Below are 16,298 nucleotides of genomic sequence, written 5' to 3'. Positions count from 1 at the left end.
GATGACGCTGAGGTGACGGCGATGTGGCGAACAGATGAACTATTTTCGACAGGCGGGTGCGCACGGCGCGCTATCGCGCTAAGCTAGCGCCATTGTTTGTTGCTTGCTGGTTACTCTCATGTCTCAACCTTTACCTGCCTCCGGCAGCCAGACGCGTTCATGGCCGCTGTGGAAACCCGTGCTGTTTTTACTGGTGGTCGCCGTCGGTCTGTACTACGTCAAATGGCAGCCTTACTACGGTAAGGCGTTTGTCGCGGCGGAAAGCCACTCCATCGGCGGCTCGATCCTGGCCGATGGCGCGCATAACCCGTGGATGGCGGCGTGGCAGTACGCGCTGACCTACTTTGCGGCGGTGTGGAAGGCCGCGCTGCTGGGCGTGCTGGTGGGGTCACTGGTGCAGGTGTTGATTCCGCGCGATTGGCTGGTGCGTACGCTGGGGCATCAGCGTTTCTCCGGCACGCTGCTGGGGTCGCTGATCGCGCTGCCGGGCATGATGTGCACTTGCTGCGCGGCGCCGGTGGCGGCCGGTTTACGCCGCCAGTCGGTATCCAGCGGCGCGGCGCTGGCGTTTTGGCTCAGCAACCCGGTGCTGAACCCGGCCACGCTGATTTTTATGGGCTTTGTGCTGGGCTGGCAGTTTGCCGCCATGCGTCTGGCGGCCGGCGTGATCATGGTGCTGGGCGTGGCCTGGCTGGTGCAGCGTCTGACCGCAAACGACGCGCCGCCGGCGAGCGAAGCGGTGACGACTCCGCCGGCGTGCGAGAGCGCGCCTCAGCCGTTCCTGCGCCGCTGGCTGACGGCGCTGTGGACGCTGTGTTGGTCAACCATCCCGGTTTATATTCTGGCGGTGCTGCTGTTGGGGGCGGCGCGGGTCTGGCTGTTCCCGTACGCCGAGGGCGCGGTGGATAACAGCCTGCTGTGGATTATCGGCCTGGCGCTTGCCGGCTGTCTGTTTGTGATTCCCACCGCGGCGGAAATTCCGATCGTGCAGGCGATGATGCTGGCGGGCATGGGCCCCGGCCCGGCGCTGGCGCTGCTGATGACGCTGCCGGCGGTCAGCCTGCCGTCGCTGCTGATGCTGAAGAAGGCCTTCTCCGCAAAAGCGCTGTGCCTGACGGCGGCGCTGGTGGCGCTGTGCGGCATCCTGACCGGCATGGTCGGGATGTTTATATTCTAAAAAGTTGCGGGGATGCGAAAATGCATCCCCGCTTCACGCTCAGCGCAGCTTATGCACCACCTGATTGCTGCTGCCGCGCCAAATCAGCGCCGGATCGCGCAACGCCTGCACGAACTTCCCGTCGATAAGCACGTTGATCAGATTCACCACCCGTTGCTGCGCAGCGTCCAGCTCCGCCAACCGGTAGCCGGTCCACAGCCAGATATCTTTACCGGGGCATTCAGCGCGCACCCGCTGCACCAGCCGTAATATCTCCGGCACATTGGCCGGATGCAGCGGATCGCCGCCGGACAGCGACAATCCCTGGCGTGTAATGCGCGGGTCGTTGAGGTCGGCGATAATCTGGTCCGCCAGCGCCGCAGTAAACGGCTGGCCGGAATCAAGCCGCCAGGTGCTCTGGTTGTAGCAGCCGCGGCACTGGTGCACGCAGCCGGCGACAAACAGCGTGCAGCGGGTGCCGGGGCCGTTGACCACGTCGACGGGGTAATACTGGTGATAATTCATCGCCGATCCTTCCGTAAACGGCCGGCCGGGCCGTTAGCCCAACTGCCCGTTATCCAGATGCTTCACCCGGCGTTTAACCTCTTCCTGCTTGCCGGCGTTGAATGGCCGCGCGTCCGGGCTGCCGAGATAGCCGCAGACGCGGCGGGTGACCGACACCTTGGCAGAGTCGTGATTGCCGCATTTCGGGCAGGTAAACCCTTTGCTGGTGCAGGAGAACTCGCCGGTGTAGCCGCATTGGTAACACTCGTCGATTGGCGTGTTGGTGCCGTAATAGGGCACGCGGCTGTAGCTGTAGTCCCATACGTCTTCCAGCGCCTTCAGGTTATGCTGCAGGTTCGGGTATTCGCCGTAACAGATAAAGCCGCCATTGGCCAACGGCGGGTAAGGCGCCTCGAAGTCCAGTTTGTCGTACGGATTGACCTTTTTCTCGACGTCGAGGTGGAAGCTGTTGGTGTAGTAGCCCTTGTCGGTCACGCCCGGCACCACGCCGAAATCGGCGGTGTCCAGCCGGCAGAAGCGGTCGCACAGGTTTTCGCTCGGGGTGCTGTACAGGCTGAAGCCGTAGCCGGTTTCCTCTTTCCAGCTTTCGGTGGCGGCGCGCAGACGTTCGACAATGGCGACGGCCTTGGCGCGCAGCGCCTGGTCATCGAACAGGTGCCCGGCGTTGCCGAACAGCGCGTTGATGGTTTCATGAATGCCGATATAGCCGAGGGAGATCGACGCGCGGCCGTTTTTGAAGATTTCGGCGATATCGTCGTCGGCGTTCAGCCGCACGCCGCAGGCCCCTTCCATATACAGAATCGGCGCCACGCGCGCCTTGATGCCCTGCAGGCGTGCGATGCGCGTCATCAGCGCCTTTTTCGCCAGCAGCAGGCGGCGATCCAGCAACTGCCAGAAGCGTTCTTCATTGCCCTGCGATTCCAGCGCAATGCGCGGCAGATTAAGGCTGATGACGCCAAGGTTGTTGCGTCCGTCGTGCACCGGCTTACCGTTCTCCTGATAGCTGCCGAGGAAGCTGCGGCAGCCCATCGGCGTTTTAAACGAGCCGGTTACCTGCACCACCTGATCGTAATTGAGGATATCGGGGTACATGCGTTTGCTGGCGCACTCCAGCGCCAGCTGCTTGATGTCGTAGTTCCGATCGCCGTAGCGGTGGTTGAGGCCGTCGCGGATGGCGAATACCAGCTTTGGGAACACCGCCGTTTTGCGGTTTTTCCCCAGCCCGGCGATGCGGTTTTTCAGGATTGACTGCTGGATCAGCCGCGACTGCCAACTGGTGCCGAGGCCGAAGCCAAAGGTGACGAACGGCGTCTGGCCGTTGGCGGTATGCAGCGTATTGACCTCATACTCCAACGACTGGAAGGCGTCGTAACACTCTTTTTCAGTGCGCGCCATGGCATAGCCGGCTACGTCCGGGATCTGCCACTCTTCGGCCACCTGCTGGTGTTTGCGGAAGCTGGCGCTGACGTACGGCGCCAGGATCTCATCAATACGGTTGATGGTAGTGCCGCCGTAGATATGGCTGGCCACCTGCGCGATGATCTGCGCGGTGACCGCGGTGGCGGTGGAGATCGATTTCGGCGTTTCGATCTCGGCGTTGCCCATTTTAAAGCCGTTGGTCAGCATGCCCTGCAGGTCGATCAGCATGCAGTTGAACATCGGGAAAAACGGCGCGTAGTCCAGATCGTGGTAGTGAATTTCACCGCGTTCGTGGGCCAGCACCACGTCGCGCGGCAGGATATGCTGCTTGGCATAGTGTTTGGCGACAATGCCGGCCAGCAGATCGCGCTGGGTGGGAATGACCTTGCTGTCTTTATTGGCGTTTTCATTCAGCAGCGCGGCGTTGCTTTGTTCGACCAGGCCGCGGATCTCCTGATTCAGCCGGCCGCGCAGTTCGCGGGCGACGTCGCGGTCGTGACGGTATTCGATATAGGCGCGCGCCAGTTGTTTGTATTCGCCGGCCATCAGCCGGTTTTCCACCGCCTGCTGAATATCATGGATATCCAGCCGCGGCTGGCGGGACATCTGTTGAGCGACTTCACGGGCGACGGCGGCGCAATACTCACTGTCGTTCACCTCGGCGGCGCGGGCGGCGCGTTCGATGGCCTGTTTGATACGTGCTTCGTCGAAGGGAACCTGACAGCCGTCCCGTTTAATCACTACTGGTTTCACGTCGTTCTCCTTGTTCCGCCGATGGGAACAGATAGCCGTTTCAGCTTATCCACAGGGCAATGCCGCAGCGGGGCTGGGCTACGGGGCGGTGTGGATGATTTTGTGGATAACTACTATATATAGATGCTGATGTTAGTGGAGATACTATATATGGGTGTTGGCGGAATTTTCTTGATGCAGGACAAAGAAAGCCGGCGGCGGGGCGATCGCCGTACAGATCGTCATTGCGCAGGATGAGGGGAAAATTGCTCCAGCAAAAAATCTACCCAGACACGCACGCGCGGCGGCAGGTTGCTGGAGGCGTAGTAGAGCCACAGCGGGGTCGGCGACGGCCAGTAATCCGCCAACACCGGCTGCAGCGCACCTTCGGCCAGATAGGGCGCGCTGTGCCAGTCGGCGATATAGGCGATGCCCAGCCCGGCCAGTGCGGCGTCCAGCAGCATCTCCGGCCGGCTGGCGACCAGCGGGCCACGCAGTTCTGGCATCGACGCGCCGTCCGGCAGCCGCAGCGGCCATTTAATCCGCCGGCCGTTGGCCGGGTTGCGGTGCAGCAGACAGTGGTGCCGCGCCAGATCCGCCGGCGTACGCGGCGTGCCGTACTGCGCCAGATAACCCGGCGCGGCCACCAGCCCGCTTTGCATGGCGTACAGCGGCCGGGCGACCAGCCGGCTGTCTTCGCCGATCCGGTTGCCGATCGCCACGTCGAAGCCTTCTCCCACCAGATTGACGATCCGTGCGTCCAGTGACAGATCCAGCTCGATCTGCGGATAGCGCTGGAGAAATTCGGGCACGCGCGGCATCAGCATCCGGCGGCCAAAGCCGGGCAAGATACTGGCGCGCACCGTGCCGGCCGGCTGCCGTTCGGCGCCGGCGCTCTCCAGCGTGCCGGCCAGCGCCTGCCACAGCGGGGCGACCTGTGCCAGCAGTGCCTGGCCTTCGGCGGTCAGCGTTACGCTGTGCGTGTTGCGCTGAAACAGACGCAGCGCCAGTTTGCTTTCCAGCGCGCGGATATTCTTGCTGACCGCCGCCGGCGTGACGCCCAGCTGGCGCGCCGCAGCGGAGAAGTTTTGGCTCTGCGCCGCGCTGAGAAAGGCCGGCAGCAGGCGGTGTACGTCAAAAGGCAGCGACATGGCGGTAGATACTTTGGGTTGAAACTAAAGTGAGTAAACACAGCCTACACCGAACGCGGCGGAAATGAAAAGATAGCGCCATCACGAGCGGTGATAACGCGGCGATGTCGCCGCGCCGCTGAAGAAGGATAAAAGTATGTCGCGTATTTTAGTGCTGACCGCCCACCGCTTTCCCGATGAATCCCGCGTTAACCGGGCGCTGATCGAGGCCGTGCGCCCGTTGCCCGGGGTAACCGTGCATGAGCTGATGCGCAGCTACCCGGATTACCGCATTGATGTGGCCCATGAGCAGGCGTTATTGCAAAGCCATGATGCGCTGGTGATGATGTTCCCGTTTTACTGGTACAGTTCGCCGGCGATCCTCAGCGAATGGCAGGATGCGGTATTAACCTACGGTTTCGCCTACGGCAGCCGCGGCACGCAGCTGCACGGTAAACCGCTGCAGCTGGTGGTGAGCACCGGTGGCGATCGGCAGGCCTACAGCGCGCAGGGCTACAACCGCTATCCGGCGGCCGATCTGCTGCTGCCGTTCCAGGCGATGGCGAACCTGACCGGGATGGACTATCTGCCGCCGCATCTGGTGCAGGGGGTGAATGACCTCAGCGACGCGCGTCTGGCGCAGGAAGCTGCCGGCGTCGCGACGAGGGTGCAGGCGCTGTTTACCGCGTAAGTCTATGTCCATCTCCGTGGGCACGGAGTTATTAGAATTGCCATAAGAATACGGTATTTCTCTGGCTCTACATGAACGGCGATTACAGGGGCCGAGGGCGCGGCCCCTGCACCCGCGCTTGGGCTCGCTCTGCCCTTCGGGTAGCGGGGGGCAAAGCGGGTTTACGCAGCTGAGTGTAGGAACATTATTCCTCCAGCAGCCACCACACCGCCTCAAACGGCCGCAGGGTCAGCGGTTGCGGCTGCGGCGGCGTATCGGCGTAGTTGCCGATCGCCACGCGCCACAGATCGGATGCTGCAACGCCGGCCGCGTCCCACGCCTGCGGCCGGGCGCTCAGATTGGCTGCCACCAGCAGCCGCTGGCCGTTCCAGCTGCGCTGGTAGCACCACAGCGCCGGGTGTGCCGGCGCCAGATCCTGATAGTCGCCGTGGGTCAGCAGCGGATACTGCTTGCGCAGGGCGATCAGGTGACGATAGGTGTAAAACACCGAATCCCGATCGGCCAGCGCCGCCTCGACGTTTATCTGTCGGTAGTTGTCGGCGCAGGGTATCCAGGGCGTGCCCTGGCTGAAGCCGGCGTGTTGTCCGGCATTCCACTGCATCGGCGTGCGTCCGTTATCGCGCGATTTACTGGCCAGAATCGCCAGCAGCTCGGCGTCGCTGCGCCCTGCGGCGCGCAGTTCGGCGTACATATTCAGGCTTTCGACGTCGCGGTATTGGTCAATACGCACAAAGTGCGGATTGGTCATGCCGATCTCCTCGCCCTGATAGATATAGGGTGTGCCCTGCATGCCGTGCAGCACCATCGCCAGCATCTTCGCCGCCGGCACGCGCAGCGCATGGTCGTCGCCGAAACGCGAGACGATGCGCGGCTGATCGTGGTTACACCAGAACAGCGCGTTCCAGGCGTGGTTGTGCATGCCCTGCTGCCAGTGGCGGAAAATCTGCTTCAGCTCCACGTAGTCCGGCGCCGCCAGCGTCCATTTTTCGCCGTTGGCGTAATCGACCTTCAAGTGGTGAAAGTTAAAGGTCATCGACAGCTCTTCGCCGCCGTTTGCCGCATATTGCCGGCAATGTTCCAGGCTGGTGGACGACATCTCGCCGACCGTCATCAGGCCGCGCGGCCGGAACACTTCGCGGCTCATTTCCTGCAGGAATGGGTGAATGCGCGGGCCGTCGGTGTAAAAACGCCGGCCGTCGCCGTGCGCGTCGTCCGGGAAATCCTGCTGCTTGGACACCAGATTGATCACATCCAGCCGCAGGCCGTCGACGCCTTTATCCGCCCAGAACCGGCAGATTTTCTTCAGCTCCTCGCGCACCGGCGGGTGTTCCCAGTTCAAATCTGCCTGCTCGGTGGCGAACAGGTGCAGATAATACTGACCGCTGTCGGCGTGCCACTGCCAGGCCGAACCGCCGAACTTGGAGCGCCAGTTATTCGGCGGCGTCCCCTCAGCGCCGTCGCGCCAGATATAGAACTGGCGCTGCGGGCTGTGGCGATCCTGCGCCGCCCGGAACCACGGATGCTCGGTCGACGTATGGTTGAACACCATATCCATCACGATGCGGATATCGCGCTGGTGCGCGGCCGCCACCAGTTGTTCGAAGGTTTCCATGCTGCCGTAGGCCGGGTCGATGGCGCAGTAGTCGGCGACGTCATAGCCGTTATCCACCTGCGGGGAGAGATAGACCGGCGTCAGCCAGATGGCGTCGACGCCCAGATCCTGCAGATAATCCAGCCGCTGGATCACGCCGGCCAGATCGCCGTAGCCGTTACCGCTGCTGTCCTGAAAGCTCTTCGGGTAGATTTGGTAGATGACGCCGTTTTGCCACCAGGGGATTGGGTTGCTCATAAAGAATACCTTTTGACTGTGACAGCGGGCCAGGCGAGCCTGGCCCCTACATTCATGATCGATTGCGCGTTATACCGGCAGTTCGCCGCGGCGCGCCTTGCGCCGGTACACCAGCATGGTCAGCACCAGCGGCACCACCACGGCCACCAGCATCGCCAGCGCGAACACCAGCCAGAACTGCGGTTTGATCGACAAAATACCCGGCAGGCCGCCGACGCCGATGCCGTTGGCCATCACCCCGGCCAGGCCGCAGATCAGGCCGGCGCAGGCGGAACCAATCATCGCGCACAGCATCGGGAAGCGGTACTTCAGGTTGATGCCGTACATTGCCGGCTCGGTGACGCCGAGGTAGGCGGAAATTGCCGCCGGCACCGAAATTTCACGTTCGTTGGCCTTGCGGCTGAGGATAATGATCGCCAGCACCGCCGAGGCCTGCGCGATATTGGACAGGGCGATGATCGGCCACACCGGCGTGCCGCCCATGCTCTGCACCATCTGCATATCGATCGCCAGCGTGGTCTGGTGGACGCCGGTGATCACCAGCGGCGCATACAGGAAGCCGAACAGCGCGGCGCCGATCGGCGCAAAGCTGCCGGTCATCACCGCTTTAACCGCCCAGGCGACGCCGTCGCCGATCATGCGGCCGAACGGCCCGATCAGCGTATGGGCCAGGAAGGTCGCCAGCAGCAGCGACAGCACCGGCACCACCACCAGATAAAGGTAATCCGGCACCCACTTTTTCAGCCGGGTTTCAATCCAACCAAGCGCCATGCCGGCGAGGATCGACGGGATCACCTGCGCCTGATAGCCGACTTTCTCCACGGTAAACCAGCCGAAGTTCCACAGTTCAGGCACCTGTTGGCCGAGCAGGTAGGCGTTCATCAGCTGCGGCGACACCAGCGTGATGCCCAGCACGATGCCCAATACCGGGGTGCCGCCCATTTTCTTCACCGTCGACCAGCAGATGGCGACCGGCAGGAACATAAAGATCGCCTCGCCCAGCAGCCACAGGAAGTCGTAGGCAGTTTTCCAGCCGGCGCTGGATTGCGCCAGCGTCTGGCCGTCGGACAGCGGAATATCGCCGATCACATTGCGGAAGCCGAGGATCAGACCGCCGCTGATCAGCGCCGGCAGCAGCGGGAAGAAGATCTCGGCGAAGTGGGAGATGGCGCGTTCGGACCAGGTCATATTCTGGCGCGCGGCGGTTTTGGCCTGCTCTTTGTCCGCCTCGTTGACGCCGGCGCTGGCGATCAGCGCCTGATAGTACTCGCCGACCTCCGGGCCGATCACCACCTGAAACTGCCCGGCGTTGGTGAAGCAGCCTTTCACCATGGGTAAGGTTTCGATCTCTTTCGGGCTGGCTTTGGCCGGGTCGTTAAGCACGAAGCGCAGCCGGGTAATGCAGTGGCTGACGGTGGCGATATTGTCGCGGCCGCCGACCAGCGCAATCAGGCGATCGATATCCTGCTGTTTTACTTTGCTCATTATGAATACCTTTCTATGGGTATATCTGGCGTTGTTATGCGTATGCCGTGTCGGCGAGCGGGGCCTGAACGACATGCAGAGGTAAGTAGGGTGAAGCCGATCAAAGCTTAGTCATTTCGCCGTGGTTAGAAAATGGGAACGTTCCCGGAATCGGATGACGATCACAAAATGACGTGTGAGATCTCAAGGGAAACCGCCGCGCGGGTGGCCCGACGCGGCAGGAGGGTTAAGAGAGTTTGCTCGGCACCACGATGCGGCGGATCGGCGCATCGCCGCTGAGCTGGGCCAGCAGTTGCTGCGCCGCCTGCACGCCGGCGCTGCCGTAGCCAAACTCCACCGACAGCGTCTCCGGGAACAGGAAGCTGAGCAGCGGGGTATTGCCGATGGCGCACACCTGAATATCGGCGATCTGCTGCTGCTGCAGATATTTGATCGCGCCGAGGGCGATGCTGTCAGACGCGCAGATCAACGCGCGGGTCTGCGGGACGATCGCCTCCGCCGCCAGCTGGAAGCCGCTCTGGTAGCTGAGCTCGCCCAGCGCCGCGTGCGGGGTCAGGCCGTGGCGCTGGCAGGCATCCAGATAGGTCTGATAGCGGCGCGCGCCGGTGGTGGCGTCCGACTGCCGGACGCCGAGGTAGCTGATATCGCGGTGTCCCTGCTGGAGCAGTCGGTCCATCAGCAGGTTCACCGCGCCGGCATCATCGTAGCAGACTGATGAGAAGCCCTGATATTCGCGCACCATCACCACCATTTTCTCCTGCCAAGGCTGCAGCATCTCGGCCTCCAGGCCGGTAAAGCCGAACAGGATCACCCCGTCGACGTTACGCTGCGCCAGCACGTGCAGGTGTTCCTGCACCAGTTGGCTGTCGAACTGGCTTTCCATCACGATCGGGTCATAGCCGTGCTGGTACAGCAGCGGCAGCATGGTGCGCACCGCCTGATTTTCCGACGGCGAATCCAGGCGCGACACCAGAATGCCGACCACCTTATCGCTCTGGCCGCGCATGGCGCGTGCGGATTTGGACGGGGTGAACCCCTGCTGACGGATCACCGCCTCCACGCGCTCACGGGTTTGCTGGCTCACGCTGCCTTCATGGTTCAGCACGCGTGAAACGGTGGATTTTCCTACCCCGCTGAGGCGGGCGATGTCCTTAATGGTCAGCCTGTTTTGCATGATCGGTTTATCGTTATGGTTGAAAGGCGTAAACGCCGATGAACGTGGGCTTTCCCGGCAATGTGCCGCTGCCGCGGGCGCATGGCAAGTACAAAAGCAGAGTAACGCATTTTACGGACGGGATCTTGCCGACAACCCGGCGCGTGCGCCAGCCTGGCTGCGTTATCTGTGATCAACCCCGCTTTTTCGCCGTCGGCGCTGGACAGGCGCACTGCGTTTACCCTTATGCTCGGGCTTTCTGCTGTTTTTTTGTCGTACTTAATCCATAAGATTTTGCTGTCCTCTGAGGAATTTTCGATGCATAAACCGCTTTGTTATACGCTGCTTGCGGCGTCGTTACTTTGCCCATTGGGCGCGCTGGCGCAGCCGGCGGGCAAACTGCCGCTGATGCCGTGGCCGCAGCAGGTGGATATCGCCCAGCCGCAGGGCAAACTGGTGCTGACGCCCCGGCTGAACCTGAAGATTGAAGGCGATAATCTGGGTGACGCGCCGGCGCGCTGGCGTCAGCGCCTGGAACTGCAGACCGGCTGGACGCTGGCGCCGCCGACGGCGCAGCAGGCCAGCAATATTACGGTGAAGATCCAACGTCAGGTCTCGGCGCAGCCGCTGCCGGACAGCGATGAAAGTTACCAATTATCGGTGACGCCGCAGGGGGCGACGCTGACCGCCGCCACCCGCTTCGGCGCGCTGCGCGGCATGGAAACCCTGCTGCAGCTGGTGCAGACCGACGGACACAACACCTTCTTGCCGCTGGTCAGTATCAGCGACAAGCCACGCTTTGCCTGGCGCGGCGTACTGCTGGATTCGGCGCGCCATTTCCTGCCGGTCGGCGATATTCTGCGCCAGCTGGACGGCATGGCGGCGGCCAAGCTCAACGTGTTCCACTGGCACCTGACCGACGATCAGGGCTGGCGTTTTGCCTCCGTGCGTTATCCCAAGCTGCAGCAGCTGGCCAGCGACGGCCAGTTCTATACCCGCGAACAGATGCAGCAGGTGGTGGCCTACGCCGCGGCACGCGGCATCCGCGTGGTGCCGGAGATCGATCTGCCGGGCCATGCTTCCAGCATTGCGGTGGCCTATCCGGAACTGATCGGCGCGCCGGGGCCATACCAGATGGAGCGCGAGTGGGGCGTGCACGCGCCGACGCTGGATCCTGGCAACGAGCAGGTGTATCAGTTTATTGATGCGATCGTCGGCGAACTGGCGACGATCTTCACCGATCCCTATGTGCATATCGGCGGCGATGAGGTCGCTCCCAGCCAGTGGCAGCAGTCGAAAACGCTGCAGGCGTTTATGCGCCAGCATCAGCTGGCGGATGCCCATGCGCTGCAGGCCTGGTTCAACCAGCGGCTGGAAAAGATCCTCGAACAGCACCGGCGGCGTATGGTGGGCTGGGATGAGATCTATCATCCTGCGTTGCCGCGCACCATTCTGATCCAGTCCTGGCAGGGGCCGGACTCGCTGGGCGCCAGCGCGCAGGACGGCTATCAGGGAATTTTGTCCACCGGCTTCTACCTCGATCAGCCGCAGAGCACCGCCTATCACTACCGCAATGAGGTGCTGCCGCAGCCGCTGGGCGTGGAAACAAAGGTGGCGGCCGGCGAGCAGGCGCAAAGCTGGCGCTTTGACATTCCGCGGCTGAAGGGCAGCGCGGTGACGGGTAGTTTTACCTTGATTAAAGGCCGACAGGGCTGGCGCGGCTTTATCGACTTTGACGGCAAAACGCGCCGCGCCCTGCATGATATTGTCTGGCACACGCAGCAGCAGGTGAGCTTCCGGCTGGATACCTGGATGGGCGATACCCGTCCGGTGCTGACCCTGAAAAAGGACACGCTCAGCGGCTACACGCTGCTGGGCAACGTACGTTATCCCACCAGCGGCAGTCGGCTGGATGCGGCGCCGGCGGGTAACATGCCGGTGGTGCCGGGTGCCAAACAGCAGGCCAATATTCTTGGCGGCGAGGCGGCGCTGTGGGCGGAGAACGTGCGCGCGCCGCTGCTGGACCTGAAGCTGTGGCCGCGCGCCTTCGCCGTGGCGGAGCGGCTGTGGTCGGCGCAGGAGGTCACCGACGAGAGCAGTATGTACCGCCGTCTGGCGGCGGTGGACGCCTGGTCGGTGGTGTCCGTCGGCCTGCAGCAGCATGCGGAAACCGCGCGTGAATTCACCCGTCTGGCCAACAGCGTCGAGATTATGCCGCTGCAGACGCTGGCCGAAGCGCTGGAGCCGGCGCAGTATTACACGCGTCAGCATCTGAAGTTTCAGGCGGGCAACTACCACCAGTTTGAGCCGCTGAACCGCCTGGCGGACGCGCTGCCGCCGGAGAGCCGGTCGGTGCGCGAGATGCATCAGCAGGTGGAAGCGCTTCTGCGCGATCGCGATAACCGCGTGGCCGCCGAGGCGCTGCGTAGCCGCCTGCTGCGCTGGCAGCAGAACGCGGCGCCGGTGAAACGACTGATTGGCGGCAACGTGCTGATGAAAGATCTGGCGCCGGTGGCGCAGGACGTCAACGCGCTGGCGGATCTGGGGCTGAAGCTGCTGGAGCGCTGGCGGCAGGGTAAGCCGCTGGACAAGCGCGAGGCGGAGCAGATCCAGCAGCAGCTGGATGCGGCGGCGCAGGTGCGCGATGAGCTGATCATCGCCGCGGTGTATCCGTTGGAAATCCTGCTGCGCGGGCTGACGGTGCGCTGATAGACGGGGCGGAATGCAAAACGGTCAGCCTGGGCTGACCGTTGTTTTATCCTGTGCGGGCAGAATTAACGACGCACGGCAATCGCTTCGATTTCAATCTTCACGTCTTTTGGCAGACGCGCTACTTCCACGCAGGAGCGGGCCGGGAACGGCGCATTGTGCTCGCTGAAGAACGCCTCGTAGGTGGCGTTCACGGTGGCGAAATCGTTGAGATCTTTGACGAACACGGTGGTTTTAACGATGTCGGCGACCTTCAGGCCGGCGGCTTCGACGATCGCCTGCACGTTTTCCAGCGACTGGCGCGCCTGCGCGGCGATGTCGTCGGCTACGGCGCCGGTTTTCGGATCGACCGGGATCTGGCCGGAAGTGATGATCATGCTGCCCAGGTCAACGCCCTGCACGTAAGGACCAATGGCTGCCGGTGCGAGTTCAGTGCTGATGTTACGTGACATGTTTTCTCCTGATTTTCCCTGCGGGTTTTAGGCCGCGCTGCGGCGTAAATCCGTCAGGTATCAACGTGGGTAGTGCGCTTCGGAAATCCCATTATAGGGCGTCGCCGGCAGATGAACAGCGAACGCCCCGTATGAAACGCTAAATTTTATCCGGCCTGCAGCACCACCTGATGTTCGAACTCTTTTTCACAGTAGCGGCACTGCAGGTGCACCGCGTCGGCGCGGGATTTTACGCTGAAGCTGGAAGGAACCGGTTCGCTGCGGCTGATGCAGTTGCCGTTCGGGCAGGTCAGCACGCCGTCGATATGGTCCGGCAGGCTGGGGGTCAGTTTGTGCACCACTTCATAATTGTCGATACGGTTGACCGTGGCCTTCGGCGCGTACATCGCCAGTTGGTTGGCCTGCTGTTCGGTCAGGAAAGTATTCTCAATCTTGATCAGATCTTTATGCCCCAGCTCTTTCGAAGGCAGATTCAGGCCGATGGTGATGCGCTGGTCGGTGGCGGTCAGTTTGAACAGGGTCAGCAGCTTAAAGCCGACCTGCGCCGGAATGTGGTCGATCACCGTGCCGCATTTGATGGCTTCAACCTGCAGTTTGTTATCGTGCGTCATGACGGTTCCCCCTTAAAAGTCCAGTTCTGCGGTTAATACCAGCGCCAGCAGCGCCTGCCGGGCGAAAATGCCGTTGCCCGCCTGCTGGAAGTAGTAGGCGTGCGGCGTGTTATCGACGTCGATGGTGATTTCATCGATGCGCGGCAGCGGGTGCAGCACCTTCATATTGTCGCGCGCGCCGGCCAGATCGGCGGCGCGCAGCACGAACTGCGCCTTCACGTTGGCGTATTCCGACGGGTCGAGGCGCTCTTTCTGCACGCGCGTCATATACAGAATATCTAGCTGCGGCACCACTTCCTCAATGCTGTTGTGCAGGCTGTAGGCGATGCCTTTCTCCTCCAGCATCTTCAGGATATAGCCCGGCATCGCCAGCGCGTCCGGGGCGATGAAATAGAAGCGGTTGCCTTCGAACTTGGCCAGCGCCTGGGTCAGAGAGTGCACCGTGCGGCCGTACTTCAGGTCGCCGACCATGGCGATGTTGATATTGCTCAGCCGCCCCTGCGTTTCCTGAATGGTGAACAGGTCCAGCAGCGTTTGCGTCGGGTGCTGGTTGGCACCGTCGCCGGCGTTAAGCACCGGGATGTTGCCGGAGAAGTCAGAGGCCAGGCGCGCCGCGCCCTCCTGCGGGTGGCGCATCACAATCGCGTCGACGTAGGTACTGATGACGGAAATGGTGTCGGACAGCGTTTCGCCTTTTTTGCCGAGGGAGGTGTTGCTGCTGTCGGAAAAGCCGACCACCGAGGCGCCCAGGCGCTGAATGGCGGTTTCAAACGACAGGCGGGTGCGGGTCGAGGCCTCGAAGAAACAGCTGGCGATGACCTTGTGCTTCAGCAGTTCCGGCTGCGGCTGTGCCTTCAGACTGGCGGCGGTGCGCAGCACCAGTTCCAGATCTTCACGGCTGAGATCGTTAATAGAGATGATGTTTTTGTGATACAGCGGGTTGGCCATTTTTCACTCTCCTCGACGCATGCCCGTGGCGCGGGGCGGTTAACAAACGCGGTGTTGCTCTGTCTTGCAGGCAAAAAAAAGCCCCTCAACGAGGGGCCTTTTAATAAGATCGATCCGGCAACAGGAGAAAGAACGCCAGCTGACCGCCGATTGGCAGCCGGTTTTGCGGTGCAAAAGTGATGCTGTTGTTCATGCTTTCTCCTGGCAAATTGCCGCGCATTATACCCGCGACGGACGCCGCTGCAAACGTTAAAAAGGGATTTTAGCCATCGATTGGCCGGCAGGAAAAAACGGAAAAGGGAGAACGGGCCGCAACCCGCTCTCCCATTGCCCGTGCGTGACGCGCCCCGGCAATATGGTGTTGAGCTTAGCCTAAATCAGGCGAAAGGGATCGTTTTCTTACCCTTCACGGCTCAGGGTGGCGACCATCACCGCCTTGATGGTGTGCAGACGGTTCTCCGCCTGATCGAACACGATGCTGTGCGGCGATTCAAACACCTCGTCGGTGACCTCCATGCCGCCGTACAGGCCGTACTGCTCGGCCATCTGTTTGCCAAGCGTGGTCTGGTCGTCGTGGAACGCCGGCAGGCAGTGCAGGAACTTGACCTGCGGGTTGCCGGTCTGGCGCAGCATCGCCATATTGACCTGATAAGGTTTGAGCAGCGCGATACGCTCCTGCCAAACTTCCTTTGGCTCGCCCATCGATACCCAGACGTCGGTATACAGGAAGTCGGCGTCTTTCACCCCGACGGCGATATCTTCGGTCAGGGTAATTTTACCGCCCTGGCGTTCGGCCAGCGCCTGGCACTCCGCCACCAGTTCCGCCTGCGGCCAGCAGGCCTTGGGCGCTACCAGACGCAGATCCATACCCGTCAGCGCCGCCGCCTCCAGCAGTGTATTGCCCATGTTGTTGCGCGCATCGCCGAGGTAGGCGAACTTCACCGCCGACAGCGGTTTGCCCGGCAAGTGTTCCTGCACCGTCAGCAGGTCGGCGAGCAGTTGGGTCGGGTGGAACTCATCGGTCAGGCCGTTCCAGACCGGCACGCCGGCGTAGTGCGCCAGCGTTTCCACCAGCGGCTGGCCGTAGCCGCGGTACTGAATACCGTCATACATGCGCCCCAGCACCCGGGCGGTGTCTTTCATCGACTCTTTATGGCCGATCTGGCTGCCGCTCGGGCCGAGATAAGTGACCTGCGCGCCCTGATCGAACGCGGCGACCTCAAACGCGCAGCGGGTGCGGGTGGAGTCTTTTTCAAAGATGAGCGCAATATTTTTCCCCTGCAGACGGCGGGTTTCACGACCCTGCTTTTTTGCCTGTTTCAGATCGGCGGCCAACTGCAGCAGCGCCTGCAGCTCTGCCGGGGTGAAATCCATCAAGCGTAAAAAATGCCGCTGGTAAAAAGGGTTTATGCTGCTCATCGCCAGGTATCCTTTATTG

General features: G+C 62.1%; 13 protein-coding genes. 3 read left to right on the top strand and 10 right to left on the bottom strand.

Annotation, left to right across the window (positions count from 1 at the left end; translation table 11 throughout):
* The first annotated feature begins 118 nt into the window (after positions 1-118).
* The gene (locus tag FO014_RS07685) at positions 119-1,177 is read left to right on the top strand and encodes a permease (RefSeq protein WP_160028769.1); all 1,059 of its coding nucleotides are present in this window, start codon (positions 119-121) and stop codon (positions 1,175-1,177) included.
* A gap of 39 nt (positions 1,178-1,216) precedes the next feature.
* Here FO014_RS07685 and nrdG read toward each other — a convergent pair whose 3' ends face one another.
* The 3 genes from nrdG to FO014_RS07670 form a co-directional block, all read right to left on the bottom strand.
* The gene (gene nrdG, locus FO014_RS07680; RefSeq protein ID WP_160028767.1) at positions 1,217-1,681 is read right to left on the bottom strand and encodes an anaerobic ribonucleoside-triphosphate reductase-activating protein; all 465 of its coding nucleotides are present in this window, start codon (positions 1,679-1,681) and stop codon (positions 1,217-1,219) included.
* 33 nt (positions 1,682-1,714) lie between these two features.
* The gene (nrdD, locus tag FO014_RS07675) at positions 1,715-3,853 is read right to left on the bottom strand and encodes an anaerobic ribonucleoside-triphosphate reductase (protein WP_105229564.1); all 2,139 of its coding nucleotides are present in this window, start codon (positions 3,851-3,853) and stop codon (positions 1,715-1,717) included.
* A 221-nt stretch (positions 3,854-4,074) separates the two neighbouring features.
* The gene (locus tag FO014_RS07670) at positions 4,075-4,983 is read right to left on the bottom strand and encodes a LysR family transcriptional regulator (RefSeq protein WP_160028765.1); all 909 of its coding nucleotides are present in this window, start codon (positions 4,981-4,983) and stop codon (positions 4,075-4,077) included.
* A 136-nt stretch (positions 4,984-5,119) separates the two neighbouring features.
* Here FO014_RS07670 and FO014_RS07665 point away from each other — a divergent pair, with 136 nt between their 5' ends.
* A complete protein-coding gene (locus FO014_RS07665; protein ID WP_160028763.1) occupies positions 5,120-5,653 on the top strand; it encodes an NAD(P)H-dependent oxidoreductase in 534 nt (177 codons plus the stop codon).
* Between the two features lie 184 nt (positions 5,654-5,837).
* Here FO014_RS07665 and treC read toward each other — a convergent pair whose 3' ends face one another.
* The 3 genes from treC to treR form a co-directional block, all read right to left on the bottom strand.
* Positions 5,838-7,502 (bottom strand): alpha,alpha-phosphotrehalase, encoded by a 1,665-nt coding sequence (gene treC, locus FO014_RS07660; RefSeq protein ID WP_160028761.1) that lies wholly within the window; start codon positions 7,500-7,502, stop codon positions 5,838-5,840.
* A 69-nt stretch (positions 7,503-7,571) separates the two neighbouring features.
* Complete coding sequence (gene treB / locus FO014_RS07655) at positions 7,572-8,987, bottom strand: PTS trehalose transporter subunit IIBC (RefSeq protein WP_160028759.1); 1,416 nt, start codon at positions 8,985-8,987, stop codon at positions 7,572-7,574.
* Positions 8,988-9,213: 226 nt separating this feature from the next.
* Entirely contained in the window at positions 9,214-10,161 is a 948-nt protein-coding gene (gene treR / locus FO014_RS07650; RefSeq protein ID WP_160028757.1) for a trehalose operon repressor TreR, read from the bottom strand.
* Positions 10,162-10,458: 297 nt separating this feature from the next.
* Between treR and FO014_RS07645 the strand changes: the two genes are divergently transcribed.
* Entirely contained in the window at positions 10,459-12,849 is a 2,391-nt protein-coding gene (locus tag FO014_RS07645; RefSeq protein WP_160028755.1) for a beta-N-acetylhexosaminidase, read from the top strand.
* Positions 12,850-12,914: 65 nt separating this feature from the next.
* Here the strand turns inward: FO014_RS07645 and ridA are convergent, their stop codons facing one another.
* From ridA to argF, 4 genes are all read right to left on the bottom strand, one after another.
* The gene (gene ridA, locus FO014_RS07640) at positions 12,915-13,301 is read right to left on the bottom strand and encodes a 2-iminobutanoate/2-iminopropanoate deaminase (RefSeq protein WP_105229570.1); all 387 of its coding nucleotides are present in this window, start codon (positions 13,299-13,301) and stop codon (positions 12,915-12,917) included.
* Positions 13,302-13,447: 146 nt separating this feature from the next.
* Complete coding sequence (pyrI, locus tag FO014_RS07635) at positions 13,448-13,912, bottom strand: aspartate carbamoyltransferase regulatory subunit (protein WP_015670674.1); 465 nt, start codon at positions 13,910-13,912, stop codon at positions 13,448-13,450.
* A gap of 12 nt (positions 13,913-13,924) precedes the next feature.
* Positions 13,925-14,860, bottom strand: coding sequence for an aspartate carbamoyltransferase (gene pyrB, locus FO014_RS07630; protein ID WP_160028753.1), 936 nt, complete (start codon positions 14,858-14,860; stop codon positions 13,925-13,927).
* A 399-nt stretch (positions 14,861-15,259) separates the two neighbouring features.
* On the bottom strand, positions 15,260-16,279 hold the full coding sequence (gene argF, locus FO014_RS07625) for an ornithine carbamoyltransferase (protein ID WP_111737832.1): 1,020 nt from the start codon (positions 16,277-16,279) through the stop codon (positions 15,260-15,262).
* Positions 16,280-16,298: the final 19 nt, after the last annotated feature.

This window comes from Serratia rhizosphaerae (genome assembly GCF_009817885.1).
Classification (GTDB): domain Bacteria; phylum Pseudomonadota; class Gammaproteobacteria; order Enterobacterales; family Enterobacteriaceae; genus Serratia_B; species Serratia_B rhizosphaerae.
The sequence above is the reverse complement of the archived record's forward strand: the minus strand, read 5'-3'. Positions and strand labels throughout refer to the sequence as shown.